The sequence below is a fragment of the Enterobacter sp. RHBSTW-00175 genome (assembly GCF_013927005.1).
Classification (GTDB): domain Bacteria; phylum Pseudomonadota; class Gammaproteobacteria; order Enterobacterales; family Enterobacteriaceae; genus Enterobacter.
The window spans coordinates 1,248,058-1,273,196 of the sequence record NZ_CP055930.1 but is presented as its reverse complement, the minus strand read 5'-3'; the positions used below and the strand labels follow the sequence as shown (position 1 = coordinate 1,273,196).

General features: G+C 56.1%; 25 protein-coding genes. 17 read left to right on the top strand and 8 right to left on the bottom strand.

Going from position 1 to position 25,139, the window contains the following annotated elements:
- Positions 1–73: 73 nt before the first annotated feature.
- Together HV107_RS05975 and HV107_RS05970 are read right to left on the bottom strand one after the other, a co-directional pair.
- The gene (locus HV107_RS05975) at positions 74–1,228 is read right to left on the bottom strand and encodes an IS481 family transposase (protein ID WP_182059485.1); all 1,155 of its coding nucleotides are present in this window, start codon (positions 1,226–1,228) and stop codon (positions 74–76) included.
- A 112-nt stretch (positions 1,229–1,340) separates the two neighbouring features.
- Positions 1,341–2,381, bottom strand: a complete 1,041-nt coding sequence (locus tag HV107_RS05970) for an aldo/keto reductase (RefSeq protein WP_182062446.1) — start codon at positions 2,379–2,381, stop codon at positions 1,341–1,343.
- Between the two features lie 82 nt (positions 2,382–2,463).
- Between HV107_RS05970 and yghX the strand changes: the two genes are divergently transcribed.
- Entirely contained in the window at positions 2,464–3,351 is an 888-nt protein-coding gene (yghX, locus tag HV107_RS05965) for a YghX family hydrolase (RefSeq protein ID WP_182062445.1), read from the top strand.
- Between the two features lie 115 nt (positions 3,352–3,466).
- A complete protein-coding gene (locus HV107_RS05960; protein ID WP_182062444.1) occupies positions 3,467–5,104 on the top strand; it encodes a methyl-accepting chemotaxis protein in 1,638 nt (545 codons plus the stop codon).
- A gap of 45 nt (positions 5,105–5,149) precedes the next feature.
- Here the strand turns inward: HV107_RS05960 and fucR are convergent, their stop codons facing one another.
- Positions 5,150–5,866 carry an L-fucose operon activator gene (gene fucR, locus HV107_RS05955; protein ID WP_182062443.1) on the bottom strand — a complete coding sequence of 239 codons (717 nt, stop codon included), beginning with the start codon at positions 5,864–5,866 and terminating at the stop codon, positions 5,150–5,152.
- Positions 5,863–6,846: a sensor domain-containing diguanylate cyclase gene (locus tag HV107_RS05950; RefSeq protein WP_182062442.1), complete on the bottom strand. Its 984-nt coding sequence runs from the start codon at positions 6,844–6,846 to the stop codon at positions 5,863–5,865. The genes fucR and HV107_RS05950 overlap by 4 nt, the downstream gene beginning before the upstream one ends.
- Positions 6,847–7,037: 191 nt before the next feature.
- Here HV107_RS05950 and HV107_RS05945 point away from each other — a divergent pair, with 191 nt between their 5' ends.
- From HV107_RS05945 to HV107_RS05930, 3 genes are all read left to right on the top strand, one after another.
- The gene (locus HV107_RS05945; RefSeq protein ID WP_182062441.1) at positions 7,038–7,283 is read left to right on the top strand and encodes a hypothetical protein; all 246 of its coding nucleotides are present in this window, start codon (positions 7,038–7,040) and stop codon (positions 7,281–7,283) included.
- 295 nt (positions 7,284–7,578) lie between these two features.
- Positions 7,579–8,028, top strand: a complete 450-nt coding sequence (locus HV107_RS05935) for a hypothetical protein (protein WP_182062440.1) — start codon at positions 7,579–7,581, stop codon at positions 8,026–8,028.
- A gap of 179 nt (positions 8,029–8,207) precedes the next feature.
- On the top strand, positions 8,208–8,480 hold the full coding sequence (locus HV107_RS05930; RefSeq protein WP_182062439.1) for a hypothetical protein: 273 nt from the start codon (positions 8,208–8,210) through the stop codon (positions 8,478–8,480).
- A gap of 60 nt (positions 8,481–8,540) precedes the next feature.
- Here the strand turns inward: HV107_RS05930 and HV107_RS05925 are convergent, their stop codons facing one another.
- The gene (locus HV107_RS05925; protein ID WP_182062438.1) at positions 8,541–8,891 is read right to left on the bottom strand and encodes a glycine zipper family protein; all 351 of its coding nucleotides are present in this window, start codon (positions 8,889–8,891) and stop codon (positions 8,541–8,543) included.
- Positions 8,892–9,054: 163 nt separating this feature from the next.
- Between HV107_RS05925 and HV107_RS05920 the strand changes: the two genes are divergently transcribed.
- The gene (locus HV107_RS05920) at positions 9,055–10,107 is read left to right on the top strand and encodes an ABC transporter substrate-binding protein (RefSeq protein ID WP_182062437.1); all 1,053 of its coding nucleotides are present in this window, start codon (positions 9,055–9,057) and stop codon (positions 10,105–10,107) included.
- Positions 10,107–10,790: a molybdate ABC transporter substrate-binding protein gene (locus tag HV107_RS05915; protein ID WP_182062436.1), complete on the top strand. Its 684-nt coding sequence runs from the start codon at positions 10,107–10,109 to the stop codon at positions 10,788–10,790. Before HV107_RS05920 ends, HV107_RS05915 begins: the two co-directional genes overlap by 1 nt.
- 111 nt (positions 10,791–10,901) lie before the next feature.
- Here HV107_RS05915 and HV107_RS05910 read toward each other — a convergent pair whose 3' ends face one another.
- Both HV107_RS05910 and yghU read right to left on the bottom strand, forming a co-directional pair.
- Positions 10,902–12,056 (bottom strand): IS481 family transposase, encoded by a 1,155-nt coding sequence (locus HV107_RS05910; protein ID WP_182059485.1) that lies wholly within the window; start codon positions 12,054–12,056, stop codon positions 10,902–10,904.
- Between the two features lie 102 nt (positions 12,057–12,158).
- A complete protein-coding gene (yghU, locus tag HV107_RS05905) occupies positions 12,159–13,025 on the bottom strand; it encodes a glutathione-dependent disulfide-bond oxidoreductase (RefSeq protein ID WP_014071737.1) in 867 nt (288 codons plus the stop codon).
- A gap of 245 nt (positions 13,026–13,270) precedes the next feature.
- Here yghU and HV107_RS05900 point away from each other — a divergent pair, with 245 nt between their 5' ends.
- The 5 genes from HV107_RS05900 to HV107_RS05880 are packed head-to-tail and all read left to right on the top strand — an operon-like array spanning position 13,271 to position 18,669.
- On the top strand, positions 13,271–14,860 hold the full coding sequence (locus HV107_RS05900; protein WP_182062435.1) for an ABC transporter substrate-binding protein: 1,590 nt from the start codon (positions 13,271–13,273) through the stop codon (positions 14,858–14,860).
- Between the two features lie 60 nt (positions 14,861–14,920).
- A complete protein-coding gene (locus HV107_RS05895) occupies positions 14,921–15,874 on the top strand; it encodes an ABC transporter permease (protein ID WP_182062434.1) in 954 nt (317 codons plus the stop codon).
- A gap of 5 nt (positions 15,875–15,879) precedes the next feature.
- Entirely contained in the window at positions 15,880–16,725 is an 846-nt protein-coding gene (locus HV107_RS05890; RefSeq protein WP_182062433.1) for an ABC transporter permease, read from the top strand.
- Positions 16,718–17,695 (top strand): ABC transporter ATP-binding protein, encoded by a 978-nt coding sequence (locus tag HV107_RS05885; RefSeq protein WP_182062432.1) that lies wholly within the window; start codon positions 16,718–16,720, stop codon positions 17,693–17,695. The genes HV107_RS05890 and HV107_RS05885 overlap by 8 nt, the downstream gene beginning before the upstream one ends.
- Positions 17,692–18,669, top strand: coding sequence for an ABC transporter ATP-binding protein (locus HV107_RS05880; protein ID WP_182062431.1), 978 nt, complete (start codon positions 17,692–17,694; stop codon positions 18,667–18,669). Before HV107_RS05885 ends, HV107_RS05880 begins: the two co-directional genes overlap by 4 nt.
- Positions 18,670–18,775: 106 nt before the next feature.
- On the opposite strand, the gene HV107_RS05875 is transcribed toward HV107_RS05880, so the two are convergent.
- Positions 18,776–19,324: a thioredoxin domain-containing protein gene (locus HV107_RS05875; protein WP_182062430.1), complete on the bottom strand. Its 549-nt coding sequence runs from the start codon at positions 19,322–19,324 to the stop codon at positions 18,776–18,778.
- Between the two features lie 155 nt (positions 19,325–19,479).
- Between HV107_RS05875 and gss the strand changes: the two genes are divergently transcribed.
- From gss to HV107_RS05850, 5 genes are all read left to right on the top strand, one after another.
- Entirely contained in the window at positions 19,480–21,342 is a 1,863-nt protein-coding gene (gene gss / locus HV107_RS05870; protein WP_182062429.1) for a bifunctional glutathionylspermidine amidase/synthase, read from the top strand.
- Between the two features lie 158 nt (positions 21,343–21,500).
- Complete coding sequence (locus HV107_RS05865; RefSeq protein WP_182062428.1) at positions 21,501–22,052, top strand: peroxiredoxin; 552 nt, start codon at positions 21,501–21,503, stop codon at positions 22,050–22,052.
- Positions 22,053–22,072: 20 nt separating this feature from the next.
- Positions 22,073–23,308, top strand: a complete 1,236-nt coding sequence (locus HV107_RS05860) for a protein-disulfide reductase DsbD (RefSeq protein WP_182062427.1) — start codon at positions 22,073–22,075, stop codon at positions 23,306–23,308.
- Positions 23,309–23,330: 22 nt separating this feature from the next.
- Positions 23,331–23,888: a sigma-70 family RNA polymerase sigma factor gene (locus HV107_RS05855; protein WP_182062426.1), complete on the top strand. Its 558-nt coding sequence runs from the start codon at positions 23,331–23,333 to the stop codon at positions 23,886–23,888.
- On the top strand, positions 23,875–24,504 hold the full coding sequence (locus HV107_RS05850; protein ID WP_182062425.1) for an NrsF family protein: 630 nt from the start codon (positions 23,875–23,877) through the stop codon (positions 24,502–24,504). Before HV107_RS05855 ends, HV107_RS05850 begins: the two co-directional genes overlap by 14 nt.
- Positions 24,505–25,139: the final 635 nt, after the last annotated feature.

Sequence of the window (25,139 nt, the reverse complement as noted above, 5' to 3'; positions counted from 1 at the left end):
CTCACCCCGCCCTCTCCCCATGTACGTTCCGGGGACATGGTAGACAGGTGTTCGGGGACATGGTGAACACTTTTTAACATCCTTTACCCATGGTGATCGACTTTTTCTTCAGGTCGATCACCCCCACTTTCGTGCTGTACCACCACACCTCGTAGCTGCCGTCTTCCTGCATCTCCTTCAGCCCGACCCGTTCTCCCCTGAACGCCTTGCCTGCGCTCAGACTTACCCCTTTCACGCTCAGCTTTCCGCTGATATCCACTTTCCTGACCATCACGCCCTCGTCGTATTCCGGGGGCGTGGTGTTGCCGCTGTACTGCCGCTCTGACGGCTTATACCGCGACCCCGGTACCGCCATATCCAGCGCCTCATGCGGGCGTTCAAGGTTATAGACTGTCCGCCAGTGGTCGAAGGCGCGCTGCAGTTCGCCCCCGCTCGCGAACCACTTCCCCTGCAGCACTTCTGCCTTCAGGCTCCGGTGAAAACGCTCCAGCTTACCCTGCGTCTGCGGATGATACGGCCGGGAGTGCCCCACCCGGATACCCAGACGCATCAGCCACAGCTCCAGCGCCGTCCAGGTGCCGGTGGTGTCTCCCCACGGAGAACCGTTGTCCATCGTCATCCGGTCCGGCAGGCCGTAGCGCTCAAACACGCTGACCAGCTGCTGCTGCACGGTCTCGCGCCGTTCATCGGTACAGTGCGCCAGGCACAGGGAAAATCGGGAGTGGTCGTCCAGCAGGGTGAGCGGATGGCAGCGGCCGCCTCCAAAGGGAAAGTGGCCCTTAAAATCCATCTGCCAGAGGCGGTTCGGCGCGTCATGTTCGAACCGTCCCGTGGCGGGAATGCCCGGTGAAGTGCCCGGCAGCAGACCGTGACGGGCCATGAGGTTATGGACGGTGCTGAAGGCGGGCATGGTGTGCCCCTGGTCTTCCAGCCAGCGCTTTATCTTGCGTGCGCCCCAGCGTTCATGGCGGTCATGCGCCATACGCAGCAGGGCAGTGATGTCGTCAGATGAGCGGTTCGGGGAATGGTGCGGTATGCGCGGGCGGTCCTGAAGGCCGGAGGCCCCTTCCTCCGCCCAGCGGCGAAGCCACTTATAGCCGGTGGCAGGTGAAATGCCGAAGCGACGGCAGAGGGAACGGATGTTCGCCCCGTCCTGCGAGGCGAACAAAACAAACTCGGTACGTAATGACATGGTATCTCTCGCATCCCAGGACATAAGCGACTCCATAAACGGGTTCTTATGCCTTAGTTGTAAGTGTCTACCATGTCCCCGAACAAGTGTTCACTATGTCCCCGGACCGTACAGTGGGAGAGGGTTAGGGTGAGGGCAACAGACCACTCTACTTATCCGACGACGCCTGCCACAGATTCAGCTCTCCATCCGCAACATGCTGGTCAATCCGCTTCAGCTCATCGTCCGTAAAGTGCAGGTTATTCAGCGCCTGGACGTTCTCTTCCAGCTGCTCCGGGCGGCTTGCGCCAATCAGCACCGACGTTACGCGCTCATCTTTTAGCAGCCAGCTCAGGGCCATTTGCGCCATTGATTGCCCGCGAGCATGGGCCATTTCGTTCAGCAAACGCAGGCTGTTCAGGTTGGCTTCCGTCAGCATTTTCTCCGTCAGGCCGCGTACTTTCTTACCTTCACGCTGCATCCGCGAGCCATCAGGAATGCCATTCAGGTATTTCCCTGTCAGCAACCCCTGCGCCAGCGGCGTAAAGGCGATACAACCGGTGTCGTTTTCCGCAAGGGTATCCAGCAGCCCGGTTTTATCCACCCAACGGTTGAGCAGGTTGTAGGACGGCTGGTGGATAAGCAACGGGATTTTCCACTCGCGCAGTAGCGCAGCCATTTTCTGCGTGCGCTCTGTTGAGTAGGACGAAATCCCCACATACAGCGCCTTACCGCTCTGAACCGCCTGCGCCAGCGCGGAGGCGGTCTCTTCCATCGGCGTGTTTTCGTCTACGCGGTGGGAATAGAAAATATCAACATACTCCACGCCCATGCGTTTCAGGCTCTGGTCGAGGCTGGCCAGCAGATACTTACGCGACCCACCCGAACCGTATGGCCCAGGCCACATGTCGTAGCCCGCTTTGGTCGAGATAATCAGCTCGTCGCGGTACGCGGCAAAATCGTCGTGCAGCAGGCGACCAAAATTCTCTTCGGCGCTGCCCGCAGGCGGGCCGTAGTTATTGGCAAGGTCGAAATGGGTAATGCCAAGGTCGAAGGCTTTACGCAACAGCGCGCGCTGGGAATCGAGTGCCTGAACGTGGCCAAAGCTGTGCCACAGACCAAGTGACAGCGCAGGCAGGCGCAGGCCACTTTTTCCGCAGTAGCGGTACTGCATATTTTCATAGCGGCCGGAGTAAGGGTGCCAGGACATGATGTCTCCTTTCTTGTCGATGAATTTTCGAAACAACGTTTTCATTCTATGCTTATCAAATCACAATTCATGGAGATAAGCGATGACGCGCCTGACCGCCAAAGATTTTCCACAAGAATTGCTCGACTATTACGACTACTACGCCCACGGTAAAATCAACAAGCGCGAGTTCCTGAATCTCGCGGCACGCTACGCCGTGGGGGGCGTGACGGCGCTGGCCCTGTTCAATATGCTCAAGCCCAACTATGCGCTGGCAGAGCAGGTCAAATTCACCGATCCCGATATCCTGCCTGAATATATTCATTACCCCTCGCCAAACGGCCACGGCGAAGTGCGCGGCTATCTGGTAAAGCCTGCTAAAGCCCACGGAAAAGTGCCTGCCGTAGTAGTGGTCCACGAAAACCGGGGTCTTAATCCGTATATCGAAGATGTGGCAAGACGGGTTGCAAAAGCCGGGTACATTGCGCTTGCGCCAGACGGTTTAAGCTCGGTGGGCGGTTATCCGGGCAATGACGAAGAAGGGAAGGTTTTACAGCAGAAGGTTGACCCGACAAAGCTGATGAACGACTTCTTTGCCGCCGTTGAATTTATGAGAAAGCACCCGGATGCCAGCGGTAAGGTGGGGATCACCGGATTTTGCTACGGTGGAGGTGTGGCGAATGCCGCCGCGGTGGCTTACCCGGAGCTGGATTGTGCCGTGCCGTTTTACGGACGCCAGCCCGCAGCGGCAGATGTTCCGAAAATAAAAGCGCCACTGCTGCTACATTATGCCGGGCTGGATAAAAATATTAATGAGGGCTGGCCTACCTATGAAGCAGCGCTTAAATTGAATAATAAGGTTTACGAGGCGTACATCTATCCGGGCGTAAACCACGGATTTCACAACGATTCTACCCCAAGATACGATGAGCCCGCAGCAGAGCTTGCCTGGAAGCGAACGTTAAGCTGGTTTGAAAAGTACCTGAATTGATTAATAAAACGTCACCCAAATTCATCATAAAAGGTTAGATTTTCCGCAGCATCTGCCGATAACGAGGGTAAGTCTCGCCTCTGGGCGAATTCACCCTCACGGCAAGGAACACTCTATGCAGATGCTTCGTAATTTCACGATCCGCTTCGTCATGCTGACGATACTTGGGATCTTTTGTTTAATGTGGGCGGGTGTTGGCCTCTACAGCACCTGGTCGCTCTCCCGGGTGTCGGATGGCAACGAGGTCGACAGACAGCTGGTACAACAGATGACGGTGCTCAGCCAGGGCAACGATCAGTATTTCCGCTTTGTTACGCGCCTGAGCCGCGCGATGGAAGTCAAAGCCAGCGGGGGTAACCCTGACCTGGCCTCTGCACAGCAGGCGCTGGACAACATGGGCAAAAAGCTGGAGCAGATGAAGGCTATCTCTCCAGGGCCAATGGATGAGCAGGTTTCCTCTCAGGTGATCAGCACCTGGCAGGCGCTGCTCGACCAGGGTGTTGCACCGCAGATGCAGCAGGCGCAGCAGGGGCAACTGGACGGCTATCGCCAGCAGGCGAACAACATCACTCCGCCGCTGAGCCGCGCGTTTGGTGCTGCCGCAGAGAGCTTTAACAAAGCTGCGGGCGACCGTCTGGACTCCACCCGTGTGGTGGTCGACGGCCTGACAGCCATGACCCGCACCGTGATTATCGCTGCTACCATTATTGGCCTGCTGATCCTGCTCTTCACCGACCGCTACCTGGTGGCGATGCTGGTCAAACCGCTGGATCGTATCCGTCAGCAGTTCCGCCAGATTGCGCAGGGTGACCTCAGCCAACCGATTGAACCTTTTGGCCGCAACTGCGTGGGGCAACTGGTTCCGCTGCTGAGCGCCATGCAGGACAGCCTGCGTGAAGCGGTCAGCACTATCCGCTCGGGCAGTGAAAATATCTGGCGCGGCGCGACGGAAATCTCCAGCGGGAACAACGATCTCTCGTCACGTACTGAAGAGCAGGCCGCCGCGCTGGAAGAGACGGCAGCCAGCATGGAACAGCTGACCGCAACGGTGAAGCTGAATGCCGAAAGCGCACGTCAGGCCAGCCAGCTGGCGGATGTGGCTTCAACCACGGCCAGCCGTGGTGGCTCGCTGGTGGACGATGTTGTCACCACCATGAGCGGTATTTCTGACAGCTCGAAGAAAATCGCGGAAATCACCAACGTGATCAACAGCATTGCTTTCCAGACTAACATCCTGGCGCTTAATGCCGCGGTAGAAGCCGCGCGTGCGGGTGAGCAAGGGCGTGGTTTTGCAGTTGTTGCCGGAGAAGTCCGTAACCTCGCAAGCCGCAGTGCCAATGCAGCAAAAGAGATCGAAGGGCTGATCGCTGATTCCGTCAACCGCGTGGAGCAGGGCGCGCAGCTGGTTAATGACACCGGCACAACCATGGAAGCCATTCTGCGTGCGGTGACCGAAGTGACCACCATCATGAAGCAGATTGCGTCTGCATCGGAAGAGCAGAGCAAAGGCATTTCGCAGGTCGGCGTGGCCATCAGCCAGATGGACGGCGTGACGCAGCAGAACGCCTCGCTGGTGGAACAAGTTTCCGCTGCGGCATCCGCGCTGGAGCGTCAGACTGAAGATCTGCAACGTTCGGTGCAGAAATTCCGCTTATCAGCCCAGGAGCCACAAGCTCAGACTGCTGCCGCCCCGCTCAAAACTCCCGCACGAGCTAAACCTGCGACGACGCCGGACGACTGGGTTTCGTTCTAAATCCCCATCCTGAAGGCCGCCTTGTGCGGCCTTAATTATCTCTGGCTATCGTCTGGTAGGCTGACAGCCCTGGATGACATGCGTCACCTGTGAAAGCTGGCCGATTTTCACTTCGCTCGAACGCTGAAATTTACTTTTGTCTATCAGTAGCAAAGACTGGCTGGCGCGGCTTAACAGTTGTGCTTTAAACGCGGCGTTGTGTGCAACCGGGTCCCACATGATGCCCTGCTCATCCACACCTTCGCAGGAAAAGATAAACAGGTCTATCTCCAGCGCTTTGAGCTGGGTAACCAGCGCCGGGTTGACATAACAACGGTACTTGCGCTCCAGTGTTCCGCCCGAACAGACCAGCGTGATTTTCTCGCGACGGGCCATTTCATGGCAGATGGGCAGGCTGTTGGTAAAAACAGTCAGCTCCAGGTCTGGCAGCTGTCGTGCCAGATGAAAACAGGTTGAGCTGGCATCCAGCGCAATCGTCATTCCTTCACTGATGTATTCCAGCGCGTGCCGGGCAATATCGGCTTTATCGGCGTAATGGCTTTTGAGCCGCGCACCAAAAGGCTCGCCGCTATCACGACTGTCGGGGTGGATCAGCCGCGCCCGTCCGTGGTGGCGCAGGATCTTACCCTGCTGTTGCAGGCCACTCAGATCGCGGCGGATCGTCTCTTTACTGACGCCGAGATACCCGGCAAGCGCGTCAGTGGTGAGCCAGTCGCTGTTGCTCAGCAACTTAACGATGCTCTGCTGTCTGCTTTCCTTCATGCGTCGGTTCCGGTGCGTGAGATAGAGATAAGCGTTGTGCCAATCGCCACGCCATTTTTCCCGGTGTGTTTAATCTGGTACATCGACTGATCCGCGCGTCTGAGCGCATTCACAAAATCATCCTGCGCGTGTACTTCATCAATCCCGATTGATGCGCCGACCCGCGCTTCGCCGTTATCGAGTTCAAACGGCATCAGCGCCGCCCGCAGGCAAGTGTGCGCCGCACTGTTGACCAGCAAGCTGGAGAGCGGGAAGGGCAGCAGCAACACAAATTCATCCCCACCCAGTCGGCCGACGATCGTGCCTTCCGGGCAGCTTCCGCGCAGGCGCTGGCTGAGCTGAATTAAGAGTTCATCACCACTGCGGTGGCCGAAGGTGTCGTTCACGGTCTTAAAGTCATCGAGATCGATAAACGCCACGCACAGCGGACCGGCGGCTTTTAGCTCGGCAAAATGCTGAATCAACGCATGGCGGTTGGCAAGCCCGGTGAGCGGGTCGTGGTTGGCAAGTAGTGCGAGCTGTTCTTCGTACTGCTTTTCTTTGGTCATGTCGATGTGGGTGCCGGTAACCTTGATGGGATTACCCTCGTCGTCCCATTCGCTGACGCGACCCCGGTCCAGCACCCAGGTAATGGTGCCGTTTTTATGTTGCATCCGGTGTAGCGCTTCGTAGAAGGGCGTTTTGCCGTTCAGGTGGTCGTAGAATGCGTCCAGTACCTGCTGTTTATCTTCAGGGTGAAGATGTTCGCGCCAGACATCAAACTGTGCGCTCAGCTCTTTTGGCTGGTAGCCGAGCATAGAACCCCAGCGGCGATTATAAATAATCAGTTTTCCCGTAGGCACGTCGAGCTGCCACAGACACAGACCCGTGCCGTCGAGAGCGGCGCTGAGTTTGCTGCGGGCGTCACGCGCCAGCCTGGCAAGCCTGGCGTTATGCTTTTTCAGATTCTGGATCTGCTGTTTTAGCGCCTGTTCTGACATGCGACGATTCTTCGGGAAATAAGAATGATTTTTGCCAGTTTAGACGTGCTTGTAAATATGATGTTGAAAAAAGAGGCTGATTTGCGTTAAGGGTGCGCAAGGTGATTCACTCGCCCTTTTGCTATCTCCGCAGGTGCTATTCTTTGGCAATCTCCGATGTTTTTTCTGCCCATCCTTTAAAAGGTGTTGCTATGAACAGATCCGTGTCTGCCATTACATTCCTCTTAATTATGCTGTGCTCTTTTACCGTTAACGCAACCGAGCAGGGACAACAACGACGTGAAGCGCGCGACACCCGACAGGATACCCGCGAAGCCTCACGTCATATGAAGCAAACCTGCGTGGTTAACAACAACCAAAGTAATCACGACTGCCGTCAGGACAAGCGGCAAATGAAACAGGCCGGACGACAAAAAGCACGGGACATAAAGTATTGATCTGTTTTGCGAGGCGGCTTCCGGGAATGCCCCTTGTCGCCTCGTGTTAATCGCAGTATCTTTTTGCCGCGCCTGCAAAATCAGGCGTCGGGATTGACCTCCTGGTACAAGTTACAGGCGACATGGATTACTATGTCGCGCGCACGGTTTCACCTCAATGGCGGGCCGGGCGGGGGCGTCGCAAGACGCGCCGGTTTCCTGTAACGCCGGTAAGGTCAACCTCGTCTGGTTCTGCCACCCGTGAGATTGACCTCTCCGATGGCAGATGTTTATACCGTTACAGGAGGCTGCCATCATGGCTACGATCCCAACCCAGACACACGCGTTATTTACCACGCCCTTTGCCAACACCACCGATTTCACCGAGCTGGCGGACAACTGCGAGCAGTACGCTTATTCTCTGGTGGAATGCGACGACATCACCGAAAAACTGGCGCTTTGCGGGCGTCTCTCCGCCTGCCTCGCACTGTTGCAACCCACGCTGCACGAGCCTGTTCCGGCGCACTTAATCCCGCATTTCATCGTGGACGATTTGCCGTCGCGCCTGCCTGCTTTTGAGCCTGAAAGTGACCAGCTGGCGCAGTATTGCCAGGTATTAACGCAGTTGTTGATAAGCCGGGCATTGCCACCAGAGATGGCAGCGGTTATGGAAAGTTTGCTCTGCGAGCTGGTGGGTTATTTCGCCGATACGCTGAAAGCACCACGCTGGATAAATACGCTGGAAGGGAATATCGCGATTAATTAAAAAGCCGTAAGTTGCCGGGTGGCGGCTGCGCCTTACCCGGCCTGTGCTATTTTTTCTATTTATTAATGTAACAATAAATTTGGCATTTTCTGCACATTGCAAAGAACGAAAATTAATATTGTCTTAAGAAAGGTTCGCCATAATTATATTTCTGAATTGTACCTGGAATATAATTTACTATGAAAAATCTCTTTATTTTACTGGCCGCCCTGGCCGGGTTAGCCATGGCCAATTCGGCAATGGCGCAAAGCGTCACCGTGGATGTGCCGAGCGGCTATAAAGTGGTGATTGTCCCGTCATCGACCACGGTCCCCCAGGCAGTGGTCGTTGCGCCAGCGCCCGCACCTACCACCTATGCCGCACCTGCGCCGGTTTATCACCCGCGTGCACGCCATGTGGCGAGCGTGGCGGAAGGGATGGTGATTGAACATCAGTATGATGATCACCATTAATCTTATTTGAAGGGAATGTCTTCGTAGGCCGGGCAAACGTAGTGCCGCCCGGCGAGGTTTTTAGTGCGTGGCTTCACCAATCAGCGCGCCAGAGCCAGCACCCACGGCTGCACCTTTCAGTACGCTCTTACCGGTTACAGCCGCAGCGCCCGCGCCAACGGCAGCGCCCGCGCCAACGGCAGCGCCGACAGCTCCGCCTTTACGCGCGGCTTTACCTTTATCGCCGTTTTTGAACATCGCCCCTGTACCCGCACCGACGACTGCGCCACCGACAGTAGACTTCACATCTTTGCCTGCAACGGCGCCAATGGCAGCGCCTGCTACCGCACCAGCGGCGGTTTTATCCATCGCCATGGTGGATGCAGAAACGATAAGGGTGCTGAGAAGAAGCGTGGTTTTCAGGTATTTCATGACGGTTCCTTGTAGTCGTAAATCAAACATCGGCGTGAAGTCTGTCAGTCGGCCCGAATACCTGGTAGGCCAATAATGCTTGTTTACTTACCCCCAAAGCACACCACGACTCCGATGTACTATCGCTGTATAATCTTTTGCATAACGAAAATGTGAGGATTATATGAAACAACGCTTTTGGCAGGCAGTCGCGTTTAGCGTACTGATTTTACTCCCGTTATCATCCCAGGCATCCCGCCAGATAACTGACCAGATTGGTCGTACCGTCACTCTTCCTGATGAAGTTGACCGTGTGGTTGTGCTCCAGCACCAGACCCTGAATCTGCTGGTGCAGATGAATGCCACCGACAAAATCGTCGGTGTGATGGCGAACTGGAAACAGCAGTTGGGCGACGGCTACGCGCGCCTGGCACCAGAGCTGAACCAGAAAGCCGCGCTTGGCGACCTCACCCACGTCGACCCGGAAAAACTGGTGGCGCTGAAGCCGCAGGTGGTGTTCGTCACTAACTACGCGCCGCAGGAGATGATCGACAAGATCAGCAGCCTGGGTATTCCGGTGGTCGCCATTTCCCTGCGCCACGATGCTGCCGGTGAAAAAGCCAAACTGAACCCAACGATGGCAGATGAAGAACAGGCTTACGATCTGGGTTTGCGAGAAGGGATCACCCTGATTGGCGAAATAGTTAATAAACAGCCAGAAGCGAAAGCCCTGATTGCAGCGACCGACAATGGCCGCAAAATGGTCAGCGACCACCTGAAAGATATCCCGGCGGAAAAACGTGTTCGCGCTTACATGGCTAACCCGGAACTCACCACCTACGGCTCCGGGAAATATACCGGCCTGATGATGGCGCACGCGGGCGCGGTTAACGTGGCAGCGGCCACCATTCAGGGTTTTAAAACCGTGGCGATGGAGCAGGTGATTGCCTGGAACCCGCAGGTGATCTTCGTGCAGGACCGTTACCCGTCTGTGGTTAACGAGATCAAAACCGGTGCGCAGTGGCAGACCATCGACGCGGTGAAAAATCAGCGCGTTTACCTGATGCCGGATTACGCCAAAGCCTGGGGCTACCCAATGCCGGAAGCAATGGGCATTGGTGAGCTGTGGATGGCGAAAAAGCTCTACCCGGAGAAGTTTAAAGACGTGGATATGCGCAAGGTCGCGAACGACTGGTATCAGCGTTTTTATCGCACCACGTATCAGGGCATTGATTGATGCGCGTGCTGGCAGCGGGCAGCCTGCGGGTGGTGTGGCAGAATTTAATGGCGCACTTTCCTGAACCGGTCGAAACCCAGTTCGGCCCGGCCGGGCTGTTACGGGAACGTATTGAAACCGGTGAGTCGTGCGACCTGTTTGCTTCGGCAAATCTTGCCCATCCGCAGGCGTTATTCGCGTCCGGGCAGGCGTTATCGGTGGTGCCTTTTGCCAGCAATCAGCTTTGCCTGACGGTGCGCAGCGATGTGCTGCACGCGGGGGATGACTGGTTCACTTTGCTTACCCGTGATGATGTGCGTATCGCGACCTCTACGGCGGGAACCGATCCGTCCGGGGATTACACCCAGGCGCTGTTTACCCGCATGGGCGAAGCAGGTGAGGGGGTAAGAATGCGGGCGAAAGCGCTGGTGGGCGGGCGAAATTCCGCGCCGATTCCGACGGGCAAACTGGCGGCTGAGTGGATTATTCATGGCGGCCAGGCGGAGGTGTTTATCGGTTATGCCAGCTATGCCGCAACATTGCGGGAAGTCGACGGGCTGATGGTTATCGACATCCCCGCAGCGTATAACCCGCGCGCGGAGTATGCGTGTGCGGTGGTGACGCCGAAGGGCAGAGCGCTCGCGGAATATCTGGTGTCAGCAGAGGCGAAGATGATCCTGCAACAGGCAGGGTTCGGGGCGTAATTTAGCCGGGTGGCGCTGCGCTTACCCGGCCTACTTTTTTATTCCCTCTCCCCGTGGGTGTACGTTCCGGGGACATGGTAGACAGGTGTTCGGGGACATGGTGAACACTTTTTAACATCCTTTACCCATGGTGATCGACTTTTTCTTCAGGTCGATCACCCCCACTTTCGTGCTGTACCACCACACCTCGTAGCTGCCGTCTTCCTGCATCTCCTTCAGCCCGACCCGTTCTCCCCTGAACGCCTTGCCTGCGCTCAGACTTACCCCTTTCACGCTCAGCTTTCCGCTGATATCCACTTTCCTGACCATCACGCCCTCGTCGTATTCCGGGGGCGTGGTGTTGCCGCTGTACTGCCGCTCTGACGGCTTATACCGCGACCCCGGTACCGCCATATCCAGCGCCTCATGCGGGCGTTCAAGGTTATAGACTGTCCGCCAGTGGTCGAAGGCGCGCTGCAGTTCGCCCCCGCTCGCGAACCACTTCCCCTGCAGCACTTCTGCCTTCAGGCTCCGGTGAAAACGCTCCAGCTTACCCTGCGTCTGCGGATGATACGGCCGGGAGTGCCCCACCCGGATACCCAGACGCATCAGCCACAGCTCCAGCGCCGTCCAGGTGCCGGTGGTGTCTCCCCACGGAGAACCGTTGTCCATCGTCATCCGGTCCGGCAGGCCGTAGCGCTCAAACACGCTGACCAGCTGCTGCTGCACGGTCTCGCGCCGTTCATCGGTACAGTGCGCCAGGCACAGGGAAAATCGGGAGTGGTCGTCCAGCAGGGTGAGCGGATGGCAGCGGCCGCCTCCAAAGGGAAAGTGGCCCTTAAAATCCATCTGCCAGAGGCGGTTCGGCGCGTCATGTTCGAACCGTCCCGTGGCGGGAATGCCCGGTGAAGTGCCCGGCAGCAGACCGTGACGGGCCATGAGGTTATGGACGGTGCTGAAGGCGGGCATGGTGTGCCCCTGGTCTTCCAGCCAGCGCTTTATCTTGCGTGCGCCCCAGCGTTCATGGCGGTCATGCGCCATACGCAGCAGGGCAGTGATGTCGTCAGATGAGCGGTTCGGGGAATGGTGCGGTATGCGCGGGCGGTCCTGAAGGCCGGAGGCCCCTTCCTCCGCCCAGCGGCGAAGCCACTTATAGCCGGTGGCAGGTGAAATGCCGAAGCGACGGCAGAGGGAACGGATGTTCGCCCCGTCCTGCGAGGCGAACAAAACAAACTCGGTACGTAATGACATGGTATCTCTCGCATCCCAGGACATAAGCGACTCCATAAACGGGTTCTTATGCCTTAGTTGTAAGTGTCTACCATGTCCCCGAACAAGTGTTCACTATGTCCCCGGACCGTACAGTGGGAGAGGGTTAGGGTGAGGGCATCAGCCCTGACGCTTATCCTCGGTATTCGTATCAAAATCGCTTGCCGCATGGCGTTCATGCAGCTGTTCGCTCGGCTCGCCAAAGGTGCGGTTAACCATGCGGCCGCGCTTCACTGCCGGACGGTGTGCCACATCTTTTGCCCAACGTTGCACGTTGGTGTACTGCTGCGCATCCAGGAACTCTGCGGCGTTATACACGTTCCCGAGCACCACGTTGCCGAACCACGGCCAGATAGCCATATCGGCAATGGTGTACTCTTCTCCCGCCACATAGCGGCTACGCGCCAGCTGTTTGTCCAGCACGTCGAGCAGACGTTTTGACTCCATGGTGAAGCGGTCAATCGCGTACTCAATCTTTACAGGCGCATAGTTGTAGAAGTGGCCAAAACCGCCGCCGAGGAACGGCGCAGAGCCTTGTAACCAGAACAGCCAGTTCAGGGTTTCTACCCGGCCCGCCGGATCTTTTGGCAGGAAGTGACCAAATTTCTCTGCGAGATACAGCAGGATATTACCGGATTCAAATACGCGCGTTGGCGGGGTGGTTGAGTGGTCACGCAGTGCCGGTATTTTCGAGTTCGGGTTCACGTCCACAAAGCCGCTGGAGAACTGATCGCCCTCACCGATGCGGATAAGCCACGCATCATACTCTGCACCCGTCACGCCCAGCGCCAGCAGCTCTTCGAGCATGATAGTGACTTTCTGGCCGTTCGGTGTCCCCAGGGAATAGAGCTGCAGCGGGTGCGATCCTACCGGCAGCGTTTTTTCATGGGTTGCACCGGATACCGGACGGTTGATGTTGGCGAACGCACCGCCGTTGTTCTGTTTCCATTCCCACACTTTCGGTGGCTGATAAGTGTTGTCTGACATGTTGGCCTGCCTTTTGAGTGATGTGTTGAGGCAGTGTAGCAGGAGATTTGTGAATGGTTTAACGAACTGAGCGCATTAGAGTCGCGGCTATTCCTTCTGGCGCTTATATATATCAAAACCGTTATAAGCTTAATCGAAAATCGCATTTTCATTGTTAATGCGTATTACCGCAAAGCTGAATATGATGCTGTCATATAAAGAAAATTATCAGTAGTAAATACTTTATCAGGCAAGGAGTTAGTGAGATGCGTAAGCTTCTGTTATCCGCAGTTGTAGTATCGCTCGCGTTAGGTCTGGCAGGCTGTGATGATGCGAAAAATAAAGAGACGAGTAATGCGCCAGCAGCGAAAAGCGACGCCCCAAAAGAGGGGGGCTCGCTGATTATCGGTATTACCTCCGGTGACCCGTTAGCCGTTAACCCACTCTATGCCAGCGACCGTACCACCTTAACCATCATGCAGGCGCTTTATGCCCCGCTGTATAGCTTCAACAACGGCAAAATTGAATGGGGACTGGCAGAAAGCCTGACGCCATCCGCCGATAACCTGAGCTACACCCTGACCTTAAAACCCAATCTGAAATGGCAGGATGGCCAGCCGCTGACGGCGGACGACGTAGTGTTCACCTTCAATAAACTGCTGGATGCCAAACAGCACAGCTTCTTCCGCAGCATGTTCACTTACGGCGGCAAACCCGTAGAAGTGAGCAAGGTTGACGATCGCACCGTGAAGTTCACCTTACCGCAGGTGAGCGCAGCCTTTACCGGAACCCTGGTGCAGATCTACCCAATCCCACAGCACGTGTTCGCGAATGAAGGCGATCTGGAAAAAAGCACCAAAAACGATGCGCCGGTGGGTTCCGGGCCGTTCAAGTTTAAAGAGTACCGCGCCGGGCAGTATTTCGCCCTGACCCGTTTTGACGATTACTGGAACGGTAAAGCGAAGCTCGATTCCGTGACCTACCGTTTTGCCAAAGACAGCAACTCCGCCAACCTGGCGCTGCAAAACGGCGAAATCAACCTCAAGATGGTTGACCCGCAGGACGTGAACCGCCTGAAAAACACCGGTAAATTTGATTTTGTGGTGTACCCGGAAGGGCGTCTGGCTTACATGACCTTTAACCAGAACGTGCCGGTCATGAAAAGCAAAGAGCTGCGTCAGGCCATTGCCTATGCCATCAACAAAGACGAGCTGACCCAGACCGCGTTTACCTCGCTGGACTACGCCAAACCGGCAACTTCGTTCCTGACGCCGGATACGCTGTATCAGACTGACGACGTAGAGCAGTACAAGTTCGATCAGCAAAAAGCCAAAGATCTGCTGAAGGCCTCCGGTGCGCCGGAAAACCTGAAGCTGCATCTGGCGTATGTGAACACCAACAAAACCCAGGAGAGCATGGCGCTCTACATTCAGCAGGCGCTGAAGGGCATTGGGGTGAACGTCGAACTGATGCCGCTGGACTCCAACGCCATGTCCCAGCGTAGCCTGGATATGAACAACACCGCGTGGGAGCTGAACCTGGGTGGTTACATCATGGGTTCAGAGCCGGATGGCTACAAATCGCTGTTTATGAGCAACGAAGCCTACAACTATGCCCACTACAAAAATCCGCAGTTTGATGCCCTGTGGGACAAAGGCGCAGTGGAAACCGACACCGCGAAACGTGCTGATATCTACAAGCAAATTCAGCAGACCGTGGCAAACGACATGACCTACTACCCGATTGCCTACACCAACGCGACCGTTGCCGTGGATAAACGCTTTGGCGGCACTCAGGAAGCGGAACCGAAGCCGGTTTATCTGTTCCAGGATCTGTCAAAAATCTACCAAAAATAAGCAGTTACCCCGGTCACCTGGCCGGGGTTTTTCGTATGGTAAGTCGTGTAAGGGCATGTCGTGAACACATTACTCACGCGTCGGCTGCTGCAACTGCTACCGATGCTTTTCTTTATTTCGCTGGTGGCTTTTTTGCTGGTCAAACTCGCGCCCGGCGATCCGGTTGCTGCGTACATTACGCCACGTATGGCCCCGGAAGATATTGAGCGTATTCGCCAGAGTATGGGGCTGGATAAACCTCTGGTGACGCAGTACGTGCTGTGGCTGAAGAACGTTTTACAGGGCGATCTGGGCTATTCGCTGATTTACCACCGCCCGGTGCTGGAGATGATCGGCGAGCGCATTCCGGCAACGTTAGGGCTGATGGGCGCCTCGCTGCTGATGGCGATTGTGCTGGCCATCCCGCTGGGACTGCTGGCTGGGGCATTTAAGCACCGTTGGCTGGATCACGTGCTGAACTTATTCGCCTATATCGGTATTTCGGTGCCGATTTTCTGGTTTGGTATTCTTCTCATTACCGTTTTTGCCGTGCAGCTGAACTGGTTCCCCAGTATGGGAATGCGCACCATCGGCATGGACGACAACTGGCTGGATGTCCTGCGCCACGGCGTGCTGCCGTGTATCGCGCTCACCTTTTACAACCTCTCCAGCTACGTGCGTTACATCCGTTCGAATACCATTTCACAGCTTTCTGCCGACTACGTGCAAACCCAGCTCGCCTACGGCGCGACACGTTCCAGTATTCTGTTCCATCATGTGCTGAAAAACGTGCTGCTGCCGGTGATAACCCTGTTTGGCCTGTCGTTTGGTGAACTGGTGGTAGGTGCGTATGTGACAGAAAGTGTCTTCTCCTGGCCGGGAATGGGCCTGCTTGGGATCCAGTCGATCACCTCGCTGGATTACCCGCTGATCATGGCGATCATCATGCTTTCTTCGATGATGCTGATCCTCGGCAACCTGGTAGCGGATCTGCTTTATCGCTTCGCCGATCCCCGCATTCGTACACTGAGGTAACCCGGATGAGCAGACGCTGGCAACAGGTTCGTCACCAGTTGCGCCGCAATCGTCCGGCGCAGTTTTCATTATTTGTTCTGTTTATTTTCGTCATCGCGGCCCTGTGCGCTGGGCTGAGTTCTTACGATCCCGACCAGATGGCGCTGGGTGCCCGCACCTTACCCCCGGATGCCGCGCACTGGTTTGGCACCGACGAATACGGGCGTGACTACTTCACCCGCGCGCTGTATGGCGGGCAGATATCACTGATGGTCGGTTTTCTGGCGATGGTTTTTTCCACGCTGATTGGCACGGTCGTCGGCACGGTAAGTGGTTATTTTGGCGGCTGGCTCGATAACCTGATGATGCGCGCCGTCGATATCCTGATGGCTATTCCGGCCTTCTTCCTGCTGCTGGTGGTGAACGCCTACCTCAAGCCCGGAGTGGATAACATTATCCTTATCATCAGCCTGCTGACGTGGATGAGCATGTCGCGGCTGGTGCGTGCGGAAACCCTGTCGGTGAAAGAGCGCGAGTATGTGCTCTATGCTCGCGCATCCGGAGAACACCCGCTGCGTATTATTGTGCGCCATATTATTCCTGGCGTACTGCCGACCATTATTGTGGCGGCTACGCTCAACATCGCGTCGGCCATTTTGATGGAATCGACGCTCAGCTTCCTTGGGCTTGGCGTCCAGGCACCTGCAGCGTCCTGGGGCAGTATGCTTAACAATGCGCAGTCGTACATTGGTGAAGCCTCATGGCTTGCGATGTTCCCCGGTATTTTGATCCTGCTGACGGTGTTCAGTTTTAACGTGCTGGGCGATGTGTTCCGTACCGCCTTCGAGCCGGGAGCGAACCGCGATGAGTAACTTATTAGAACTCGATAACCTGCAAACCACCTTTCATACGCGCGATGGCGATGTTCATGCCGTGCGCGGCGTGAGCTTTCAGATTCAGCCTGGAGAACTTGTCGGCATCGTCGGTGAATCCGGCTGCGGCAAAAGCGTCACCTGTAAGTCGATCATTCAGCTTCTGGGCAGCAACGGGCGGATAACCGGTGGCAGTATCCGTTTTCAGAACGACGATCTGGCACAGAAAACCCCCGAGCAGCTGCGCGCCATTCGTGGCAACGACATTGCGATGATTTTCCAGGATCCGATGACGGCCCTGAACCCGGTGCTGACCATCGGCAAACAGATGTCAGAGATCCTGGTGCGTAACAAAGGTTTGTCAAAAAAAGCGGCAAAAGCTGCGGCGATTGACATGCTGGAGCAGGTCGGCATTGCCGAGGCTGAACGCCGCTATAGCCAGTATCCGCACGAGTTCAGCGGCGGGATGCGCCAGCGCGTGATGATAGCGATAGCGCTCTCCTGTAACCCAAAACTGCTGATTGCCGACGAGCCCACCACCGCGCTGGACGTGACCATTCAGGCGCAGATCCTGCGTCTGCTGAAAAGCCTGCAACAGAAAACGCAGACCGCCATTTTGCTGGTCACTCACGATCTCGGCGTGGTGGCACAGGTGTGTAGCCGCGTGGTGGTGATGTACGGCGGGCTGGTGATGGAAGAAGGGAGCGTGGAGGACATTTTCTATCGTCCGGCGCACCCTTACACCCAGGGGCTGTTGGCCTCGCTGCCGCGCCCCGGCGAGGTGAATCATCGCCTTTCGCCTATCGAAGGCTCGCCACCAGGCTTGCTCAACCCGCCCCCGGGCTGCCCGTTTGCCGAACGTTGTCCAAAACGGATGCCCCAGTGCGAAAGGCAGCCAGCGTTTTACACCACAGGAGAAGGCCATCGCGCCGCGTGCTGGTTATGGGCAGATAAGGAGGTTCAGGCATGAGCGAGCAACATTCGCCTTTAGTGAGCGTACGGGAACTGCGCAAACATTATCAGCTTAACGGCGGCCTGCTGCGCAAAGGCGTGGCGGTGAAAGCGGTTGACGGGGTGAGCTTTGATATTCAGCGTGGTGAAACCTTTGGCCTGGTCGGGGAATCCGGTTGCGGGAAATCGACCCTCGGGCGCGCCATCCTGCGCCTGTTCGATATCACATCGGGCGAGATCCATTTTGCCGGGCAAGAGATCGCCCACGCCCGCGAAAAAGAGCTGAAGCCGCTGCGTAAAAGAATGCAGGCGATTTTTCAGGACCCGTATTCGTCGCTTAACCCCGGTATGACGGTGCAACAGCTGGTGGCTGAGCCAATGCAGATCCACGGCTACAGCCGGGAAGAGCAGCGGGAGCGGACTGAAACACTACTGTATAAGGTCGGGCTTAAAAAGGAACATCTTGAGCGGTTCCCGCATGAGTTCAGCGGCGGGCAGCGTCAGCGTATCAGCATCGCACGGGCGTTGTCCGTGCGCCCGGAATTCGTGCTGTGTGATGAGCCGCTGTCGGCGCTGGATGTATCAGTGCAGGCGCAGGTGGTAAATATATTGCAGGATCTCCAGCAGGAGCTGGATCTGACCTATCTGTTTATCGCTCATGACCTGTCGATGGTGCGCCATATTTCCAGCCGTATCGGGGTGATGTATCTCGGTAAGCTAGTGGAGGTTGCGCCCGCAAACGAGCTGTATCAGCATCCGGCGCATCCTTACACGCGCGCGCTGCTGGCGGCGGTGCCGCAGCCGGACCCGCGTATTCGTAACCTCGAAGAAGCGACTTTGCGCGGTGAAATTCCCGGGCCAACCTCAACGCTGCCGGGCTGTAAGTTTTGCAGCCGTTGCCCACATGCCATGCCGGTTTGTCAGGCGCAGGAGCCCGCGATGCAGGAGATAGCGCCAGGGCATTTTACGGCGTGCTGGTTGTTTAAGATTTGAGCCTTAAACGTGTCGGGTGGCGCTTCGCTTACCCGACCTACAGGGTTTCGTGTTTTGTAGGTCGGGTAAGGCGCAGCCGCCACCCGACATGACAGGCTGCACAACGCTATCCCAGAACCCGTTTCGCCCACACTTCTACGTCATCGCCACTGCCCAAATCCGCCTGCACCAGGCCATTGACCATAAACGTCGGGGAGACGTGAATACCGTTCTGGCGCGCATATTTACAGTGCCACTTAATCTCGGTTTGCAATTCCGGGCGGGCAAACGCCTCTGCAACCTGTACCCCGCTGTAACGTTCAATGCGCGCGACGATCTCTTCTGGCGTCGCCTGCATATTCGGGCCGCTACAGTGGTCGGTAAACTCAAACTCTTCGCGATGATCGGCCACGGACTGCATCACCTTGTGCGCTGCGGCTTTGCCATCCGGCAATGTGGACGCCGCCAGAATGCAGCGCACAATCACGCCGGAAAACAGATGCCACGGCTGAGACTGTAAACGGATTTTGACCGTCACCTTATCTGCACCCGCCTGTTCCAGGAACGCGTTTAACTTGTTGAATGTTTTAACCGAGAAAGGGCAGGTTGGTTCCAGGAACACTTCGAAAGTGTGTGGGCCGTGACCCCATTCAAGCGGTTGCGCCTGTAAGCTCATGTTGACTCCTGATGTTGTGAATTTTTTAGTTATTGTCGCGACGAATAATTTGCCACGCAGGTGTATGATAAATCCACCTCTGTCAGGTTAATTACAACGTGCAGACGACAACAACCCTTCAAAAAATTGCCGCCTGCCTGTTTTAGGTTGGATACATGCGTAAAGGAAAGTTAAGCAGTGACGCTCCGTTCGGGACGTTGTTAGGTTATGCGCCGGGTGGCGTGGCGATTTACTCTTCAAATTACGGCAGCCTCGATCCACGTAACTACCCTGAAGACGCGGATTTCAGAAGCTATATCAGCAACGAATACATGGGCCACAAGTGGCAGTGTGTTGAGTTCGCCCGCCGTTTCCTGTTCCTCAACTACGGTGTGATTTTTACCGATGTCGGCATGGCGTGGGAGATCTTCTCTCTGCGCTTTTTGCGCGAAGTGGTGAACGATAACATCTTGCCATTGCAGGCCTTTGCCAATGGCTCAAAACGCGCGCCGCAGGCCGGGGCGTTGCTTATCTGGCAAAAGGGCGGCGAGTTCCATGAAACCGGGCACGTTGCCGTTATTACCCAGCTGCTGGATGATAAGATCCGCATTGCGGAGCAGAACGTTATTCACTCCCCGCTCCCGTTAGGGCAGCAGTGGACGCGTGAACTGCGTCTGAGCGTTGAGAACGGGTGTTACACCCTTCATGACACCTTCAATGACACCGAGATCCTCGGCTGGATGATCCAGACCGATGACACCGAACACAGCCTGCCGCAGCCGGAAATCGACGGCGAGTTGCTTAAAATCAGCGGTGCGCGGCTGAAAAACAAACGTCAGTTCGACGGGAAATGGCTCAACGAAGACGATGCCCTTCAGAAGGCCTACGTGCAGGCGAACGGTCACTTTATCAATAAAGATCCCTGCCAGTATTTCACCATCACTGAAAGCGCCGAGCAGGAACTTATCAAAGCCACCAACGAACTGCATCTGATGTACCTGCACGCCACCGACAAGGTGCTGAAAGACGATAACTTACTGGCGCTTTTCGACATCCCGAAAATCCTCTGGCCGCGTCTGCGTCTTTCCTGGCAATGGCGTCGTCACCATATGATCACCGGTCGTATGGATTTCTGTATGGATGAGCGCGGGCTGAAGGTATACGAGTACAACGCCGATTCCGCTTCCTGCCACACCGAGGGCGGGTTGATCCTTGAAGAGTGGGTGAAAAATGGCTATCGCGGGAATGGCCACAACCCGGCTGAAGGGCTACTGGAAGAACTTACTGGCGCGTGGAAACACAGCCACGCCCGGCCGTTTGTTCACATCATGCAGGACAACGATATCGAAGAGGATTATCACGCCCTGTTTATCCAGCGCTCGCTCATTCAGGCCGGGTTTGAAACCCGGATCCTGCACGGACTTGGCGCGCTAAGCTGGGACAGCGCCGGGCAACTGGTCGACAATGAAGGCCGCCACGTGAACTGCGTGTGGAAAACCTGGGCCTGGGAAACGGCGATTGAGCAAATCCGTGAAGTGAGCGAAACCGAATACGCTGCGGTGCCGATCCGCACCGGGCATCCTGAAGGTGAAGTGCGCCTGATCGATGTGCTGCTGCGCCCGGAAGTGCTGGTGTTCGAGCCGCTGTGGACGGTTATTCCTGGCAACAAGGCGATCCTGCCGGTGCTGTGGCAGCTCTTCCCGAACCACCGTTACCTTCTGGATACCGATTTTGAGGTGAACGCCCTGCTGAAACAGACTGGCTATGCCGCTAAACCGATTGCCGGGCGCTGCGGCAGCAACATCGACCTGATAAGCCCGCAGGATGAACTGCTGGACAAATCCAGCGGCAAGTTTGCTGACCGTAAAAATATCTACCAGCAGCTGTGGTGCCTGCCAAAAGTCGATGGCAAGTATATTCAGGTGTGTACCTTTACCGTGGGCGGGAACTATGGCGGCACCTGTTTGCGCGGGGACGATACGCTGGTGGTGAAAAAAGAGAGCGACATTGAGCCGTTAATTGTCGAGAAAAATAAGTAATGCTAACCGCTCCGCGGGGTTGTTTCCCCGGAGCGGTATGTCTCCCTGCTTGCGCGCCATCCCCACTAAATGAATAAAATTTCGTGGTCAGCGAAACCTTTTCGACATCATTAGCGAACTACTCTTCAGGTAATACATTTTTCCTGATGGAGCTGACCATGAAACCGTTGAAAACGTTGTCTGCCGCCGCTGTACTGAGCTTTTCTCTTTTTGCCATGAGCGCACATGCTGCGCTGGAAGTGGGGGATAAAGCCCCGGACTTTAGCCTGCAAGGGGCGCTGGGCGGTAAACCGCTGACCTTCTCGTTGCAGCAGGCGCTACAGAAAGGGCCGGTGGTGCTCTATTTCTTCCCGGCGGCATTTACAAAGGGCTGTACGCTGGAAGCCCACGCCTTTGCCGAAGCCACGGATGACTTTAAAAAACTCGGGGCAACCGTGGTGGGAGTGACCGCCGGGAATGTCGACCAGGTGGATGAGTTCTCGAAACTGGAGTGTCGCGACAAATTTGCGGTGGCGGCCGACCCAGGAGCAAAAGTGGCGGCAGAGTATAAAACGCTGATGCAAATGAATGGCAAAACTCTGTCTGACCGCACCTCGTACGTTATCGCCCCGGACGGCAAAATCCTGCTGAGTTACACCGACCGTAACCCGGATGAACATATCCAGAAAACGATGGATGCCGTGAAAAAATACGCGCAATCGCACTCGTAACTTAGCCTCCGGGGTTTTCTATGCTAACGGCTATTCTGGCCGCCTTCGCGGGCGGCATTATTCTCAACTTTATGCCGTGCGTCTTTCCGGTGATTTCGCTGAAGGCGCTGGGGCTTTTACGTCATCAGGGCAACAGCGCGAGCGCCCGTACGGAAGGGCTGGGCTTTTTGCTTGGCGTTATATTTACCATGATGGCGCTGGCGGCCGTGCTGCTGGCACTGCGCGCCGGAGGAACGGCGGTGGGCTGGGGATTCCAGCTCCAGTCACCGCTGGTGATTGCTGCGCTGGCGTTGATCATTCTGGGGGCGGCGCTGAACCTGCTGGGGGTGTTTGAAGTCGGGTTGTCGCTTCAGCGGGCAGGGGAAATCAACGCCGAAGGGCGCGGTGCGTTTGTGCGTTCAGCCTTAACTGGCGCACTGGGTATTGTGGTGGCTACCCCCTGTTCGGCACCGTTTATGGCGGGGGCCGTGGGTTACGCGCTGGTTCAGCCGCCTGTCGTGGCGCTGGCCATTTTTCTGGCGCTGGCGCTTGGGTTTGCTGCGCCATTTACCGCGATTTCGCTCTTTCCGGGGATGGCAAAACGCTTACCGCGCCCGGGAGCCTGGATGGATATCCTCAAGCGCGGCCTCGCTTTTCCCATGTTTGGCGCTTTTGCCTGGCTCGTCTGGGTTCTGGCGCAGCAGGCGGGAACCACCGCGCTGGCGGCGATGCTGGCCTGTGCCGTGGTGGTGAGTTTTACCGCGTGGCTGTACGGTATTGCCCAGCGCAGGCGATTTACCGGACACAGCTATAAAGTGCTACTGGCGGTGACGGTGGTGTTGTTTCTGGCGGCGATAACGCCGTTGCCGGGCGTTATGCACACGCAAACTGCCCAGCCGGAAAGCCCGCTTGCGGATAACATTACCGAGGTGAAATGGTCGCCACAGACTGTGGCGGAAATGCGCGGTCACGGCAAAGCCATTTTCGTCAACTTCACCGCATCCTGGTGTATTACCTGCCAGGTAAACGATCGCACATCGTTATCCACCCAGGCGGTGAAACAGGCGATTTCCCGCACCGGAACTGTCTATATGGTCGCCGATTCAACTAAATTTAATGCTGATATCGATGATGCGATGAATGCGTTTGGGCAGGGCGGGCTGCCGCTGTATGTGGTCTACCCGGCGGATGGCAGCGCACCGAAAGTGCTGCCGCAGGTGCTTACGCCGTCGATTGTGGTGAATGCCCTGAATCAGGCATCCGGTAAAAAAGCATGAGGTAACAATATCGTGGCGGACTATGGATAACGATCTCGCCCCGCGTGAGCGCTGGCCCGCGCTAATGGCCTCCGCCCAGGCGGGGGATCGCGAAGCCTATACGCAACTGCTGCGGGCCATCGTCCCGGCCATCCGGGTGCTGGTTCGCAGACAGATTGCCGATAGCGCACTGGTTGACGATGTTATCCAGGATGTCCTGCTGACGGTGCATCGGGTTCGCCACACCTACGACCCGGCGTTTGCGTTTCTTCCCTGGCTGATGGCCATCGTGCAGGCGCGTGCTGTTGACGCGTTGCGCCGCCGTGGGCGTTATCAGCAACGAGAAACGGATGACGAAAGGGCGTATGACGGTGCCACGGTAGAAAATCCGGAACATCGGGAAAATGAAGAACAGCTGGCGCGGATATTAGACCAGCTTCCGTCGCGACAGCGGCAAATTGTTGAACATATCCATTTGCAGGAGATGAGCCTTGCGGAGGCCGCTGCGCGCCATAATCTGAGCATTGCAGCCGTGAAATCATTACTTCACAGGGCATTAACCAATCTTCGCCGTATGGGAGCGAATCATGGGCAGTCATGAGGTGTTAATTGAACAGCTGAGTCGGGACGCGAAGCCTGTCTATCGTCCCTGGACAAACAGCAGGAGAGTCATTGCCTGGCTGATGATGGCGCTGCCCTGCGGTGCCTTGAGTAGCCTGATGTTTCAGCGTGTCGCCACCGACTGGACACAACCCGGCGCGGTGTTAGCTGTGCTTCAGTTAATCCTGGTGTTTATTACCGGCACGCTGGCTATTCGTAATGCGTTTTTGCTCAGCATCGCCGGGCGAAAACCCTTGAGCTGGCGATGGTTTGTGCCGCTGGTGGTGCTCTGGCTGGGCAGCGTGGGGTTAAGTCTCGGCCAGACGAATACGCAGGCCCATCATCCTGATGAGGTGAACTGTTATGTCTTTATGATGGCGGTGAGCGTGCCGATGATGGTGCTGGTAATCGGTTATTTGCGCCGAACCCGGGCGCTGTATCCGCTGCGAACGCTTGCAGTGGCGGGAGCGGGCGTTGCCTGTATGGCGTTAACGTTGCTTTCGTTTTGTCATCCCGTAGAGGTGCATCCGGTGGATTTTTTGCTGCATGTGGCGGCGGTGGTGACGATTGTACTGGGGACGATGGGCGTGGGGTGGAAGTGGGTTGCGCTACGTTGAGGATAAAAAAACGGGGCCATTAGTGGCCCCGTTTTACAGTCACGATTAGAACATCTTGCGTACACGCAGGCTGAAGGTGTGCGCCTGGTAACCCAGAACCTCGCTTAGTACCGTGTCCACATTACATGGGGAGGATCAGTTCTCGTCCAGCAGCTGCCATGCTTCCTGTGTCAATTTTTGTTGACTCGTACAACTGCCTATAAGCTTTATTCCCAGTTGATTAGCCATACTCCTGATAGCGTAGTGCGTTCTGCCGGGCAGTCTGTCCATTATTGCAATCCTCTCAACGGGATAATACTACTCCAGAATCCGATGCTCCTGCTCTTTCCATTTTGTTGCTCTGATAACTCCTGATTTATCCATCATCCGAAATATAGCGCTACGTGTACGCCACGGCAGTATTAATGCCAGCAAAGTAACTCAGTCAACACGAGGGGAATATGTGTGAATAATCTTTTTCTCCTTTTCTGTCCATGGTCGATATTTTTCGATTAATGGGATGTTCAGACTGAGAATTGTCCACCGAACCGCAATTTCTGTTAGCCCCAACCTTTCCGCAATCAGATACGTCATCATAGAACCATAGTTTATCTTTATAAATTTGATTTCTTCGGGTATCCAATTGCATCTGTGGT

What these genes read in the sequence shown, in the direction of transcription:
- HV107_RS05975 (WP_182059485.1), bottom strand. Translation starts at nt 1,228, where the DNA reads ATGGAGTCGCTTATGTCCTGGGATGCGAGAGATACCATGTCATTACGT.
- HV107_RS05970 (WP_182062446.1), bottom strand. Translation starts at nt 2,381, where the DNA reads ATGTCCTGGCACCCTTACTCCGGCCGCTATGAAAATATGCAGTACCGC.
- yghX (WP_182062445.1), top strand. Translation starts at nt 2,464, where the DNA reads ATGACGCGCCTGACCGCCAAAGATTTTCCACAAGAATTGCTCGACTAT.
- HV107_RS05960 (WP_182062444.1), top strand. Translation starts at nt 3,467, where the DNA reads ATGCAGATGCTTCGTAATTTCACGATCCGCTTCGTCATGCTGACGATA.
- fucR (WP_182062443.1), bottom strand. Translation starts at nt 5,866, where the DNA reads ATGAAGGAAAGCAGACAGCAGAGCATCGTTAAGTTGCTGAGCAACAGC.
- HV107_RS05950 (WP_182062442.1), bottom strand. Translation starts at nt 6,846, where the DNA reads ATGTCAGAACAGGCGCTAAAACAGCAGATCCAGAATCTGAAAAAGCAT.
- HV107_RS05945 (WP_182062441.1), top strand. Translation starts at nt 7,038, where the DNA reads ATGAACAGATCCGTGTCTGCCATTACATTCCTCTTAATTATGCTGTGC.
- HV107_RS05935 (WP_182062440.1), top strand. Translation starts at nt 7,579, where the DNA reads ATGGCTACGATCCCAACCCAGACACACGCGTTATTTACCACGCCCTTT.
- HV107_RS05930 (WP_182062439.1), top strand. Translation starts at nt 8,208, where the DNA reads ATGAAAAATCTCTTTATTTTACTGGCCGCCCTGGCCGGGTTAGCCATG.
- HV107_RS05925 (WP_182062438.1), bottom strand. Translation starts at nt 8,891, where the DNA reads ATGAAATACCTGAAAACCACGCTTCTTCTCAGCACCCTTATCGTTTCT.
- HV107_RS05920 (WP_182062437.1), top strand. Translation starts at nt 9,055, where the DNA reads ATGAAACAACGCTTTTGGCAGGCAGTCGCGTTTAGCGTACTGATTTTA.
- HV107_RS05915 (WP_182062436.1), top strand. Translation starts at nt 10,107, where the DNA reads ATGCGCGTGCTGGCAGCGGGCAGCCTGCGGGTGGTGTGGCAGAATTTA.
- HV107_RS05910 (WP_182059485.1), bottom strand. Translation starts at nt 12,056, where the DNA reads ATGGAGTCGCTTATGTCCTGGGATGCGAGAGATACCATGTCATTACGT.
- yghU (WP_014071737.1), bottom strand. Translation starts at nt 13,025, where the DNA reads ATGTCAGACAACACTTATCAGCCACCGAAAGTGTGGGAATGGAAACAG.
- HV107_RS05900 (WP_182062435.1), top strand. Translation starts at nt 13,271, where the DNA reads ATGCGTAAGCTTCTGTTATCCGCAGTTGTAGTATCGCTCGCGTTAGGT.
- HV107_RS05890 (WP_182062433.1), top strand. Translation starts at nt 15,880, where the DNA reads ATGAGCAGACGCTGGCAACAGGTTCGTCACCAGTTGCGCCGCAATCGT.
- HV107_RS05885 (WP_182062432.1), top strand. Translation starts at nt 16,718, where the DNA reads ATGAGTAACTTATTAGAACTCGATAACCTGCAAACCACCTTTCATACG.
- HV107_RS05880 (WP_182062431.1), top strand. Translation starts at nt 17,692, where the DNA reads ATGAGCGAGCAACATTCGCCTTTAGTGAGCGTACGGGAACTGCGCAAA.
- HV107_RS05875 (WP_182062430.1), bottom strand. Translation starts at nt 19,324, where the DNA reads ATGAGCTTACAGGCGCAACCGCTTGAATGGGGTCACGGCCCACACACT.
- gss (WP_182062429.1), top strand. Translation starts at nt 19,480, where the DNA reads ATGCGTAAAGGAAAGTTAAGCAGTGACGCTCCGTTCGGGACGTTGTTA.
- HV107_RS05865 (WP_182062428.1), top strand. Translation starts at nt 21,501, where the DNA reads ATGAAACCGTTGAAAACGTTGTCTGCCGCCGCTGTACTGAGCTTTTCT.
- HV107_RS05860 (WP_182062427.1), top strand. Translation starts at nt 22,073, where the DNA reads ATGCTAACGGCTATTCTGGCCGCCTTCGCGGGCGGCATTATTCTCAAC.
- HV107_RS05855 (WP_182062426.1), top strand. Translation starts at nt 23,331, where the DNA reads ATGGATAACGATCTCGCCCCGCGTGAGCGCTGGCCCGCGCTAATGGCC.
- HV107_RS05850 (WP_182062425.1), top strand. Translation starts at nt 23,875, where the DNA reads ATGGGCAGTCATGAGGTGTTAATTGAACAGCTGAGTCGGGACGCGAAG.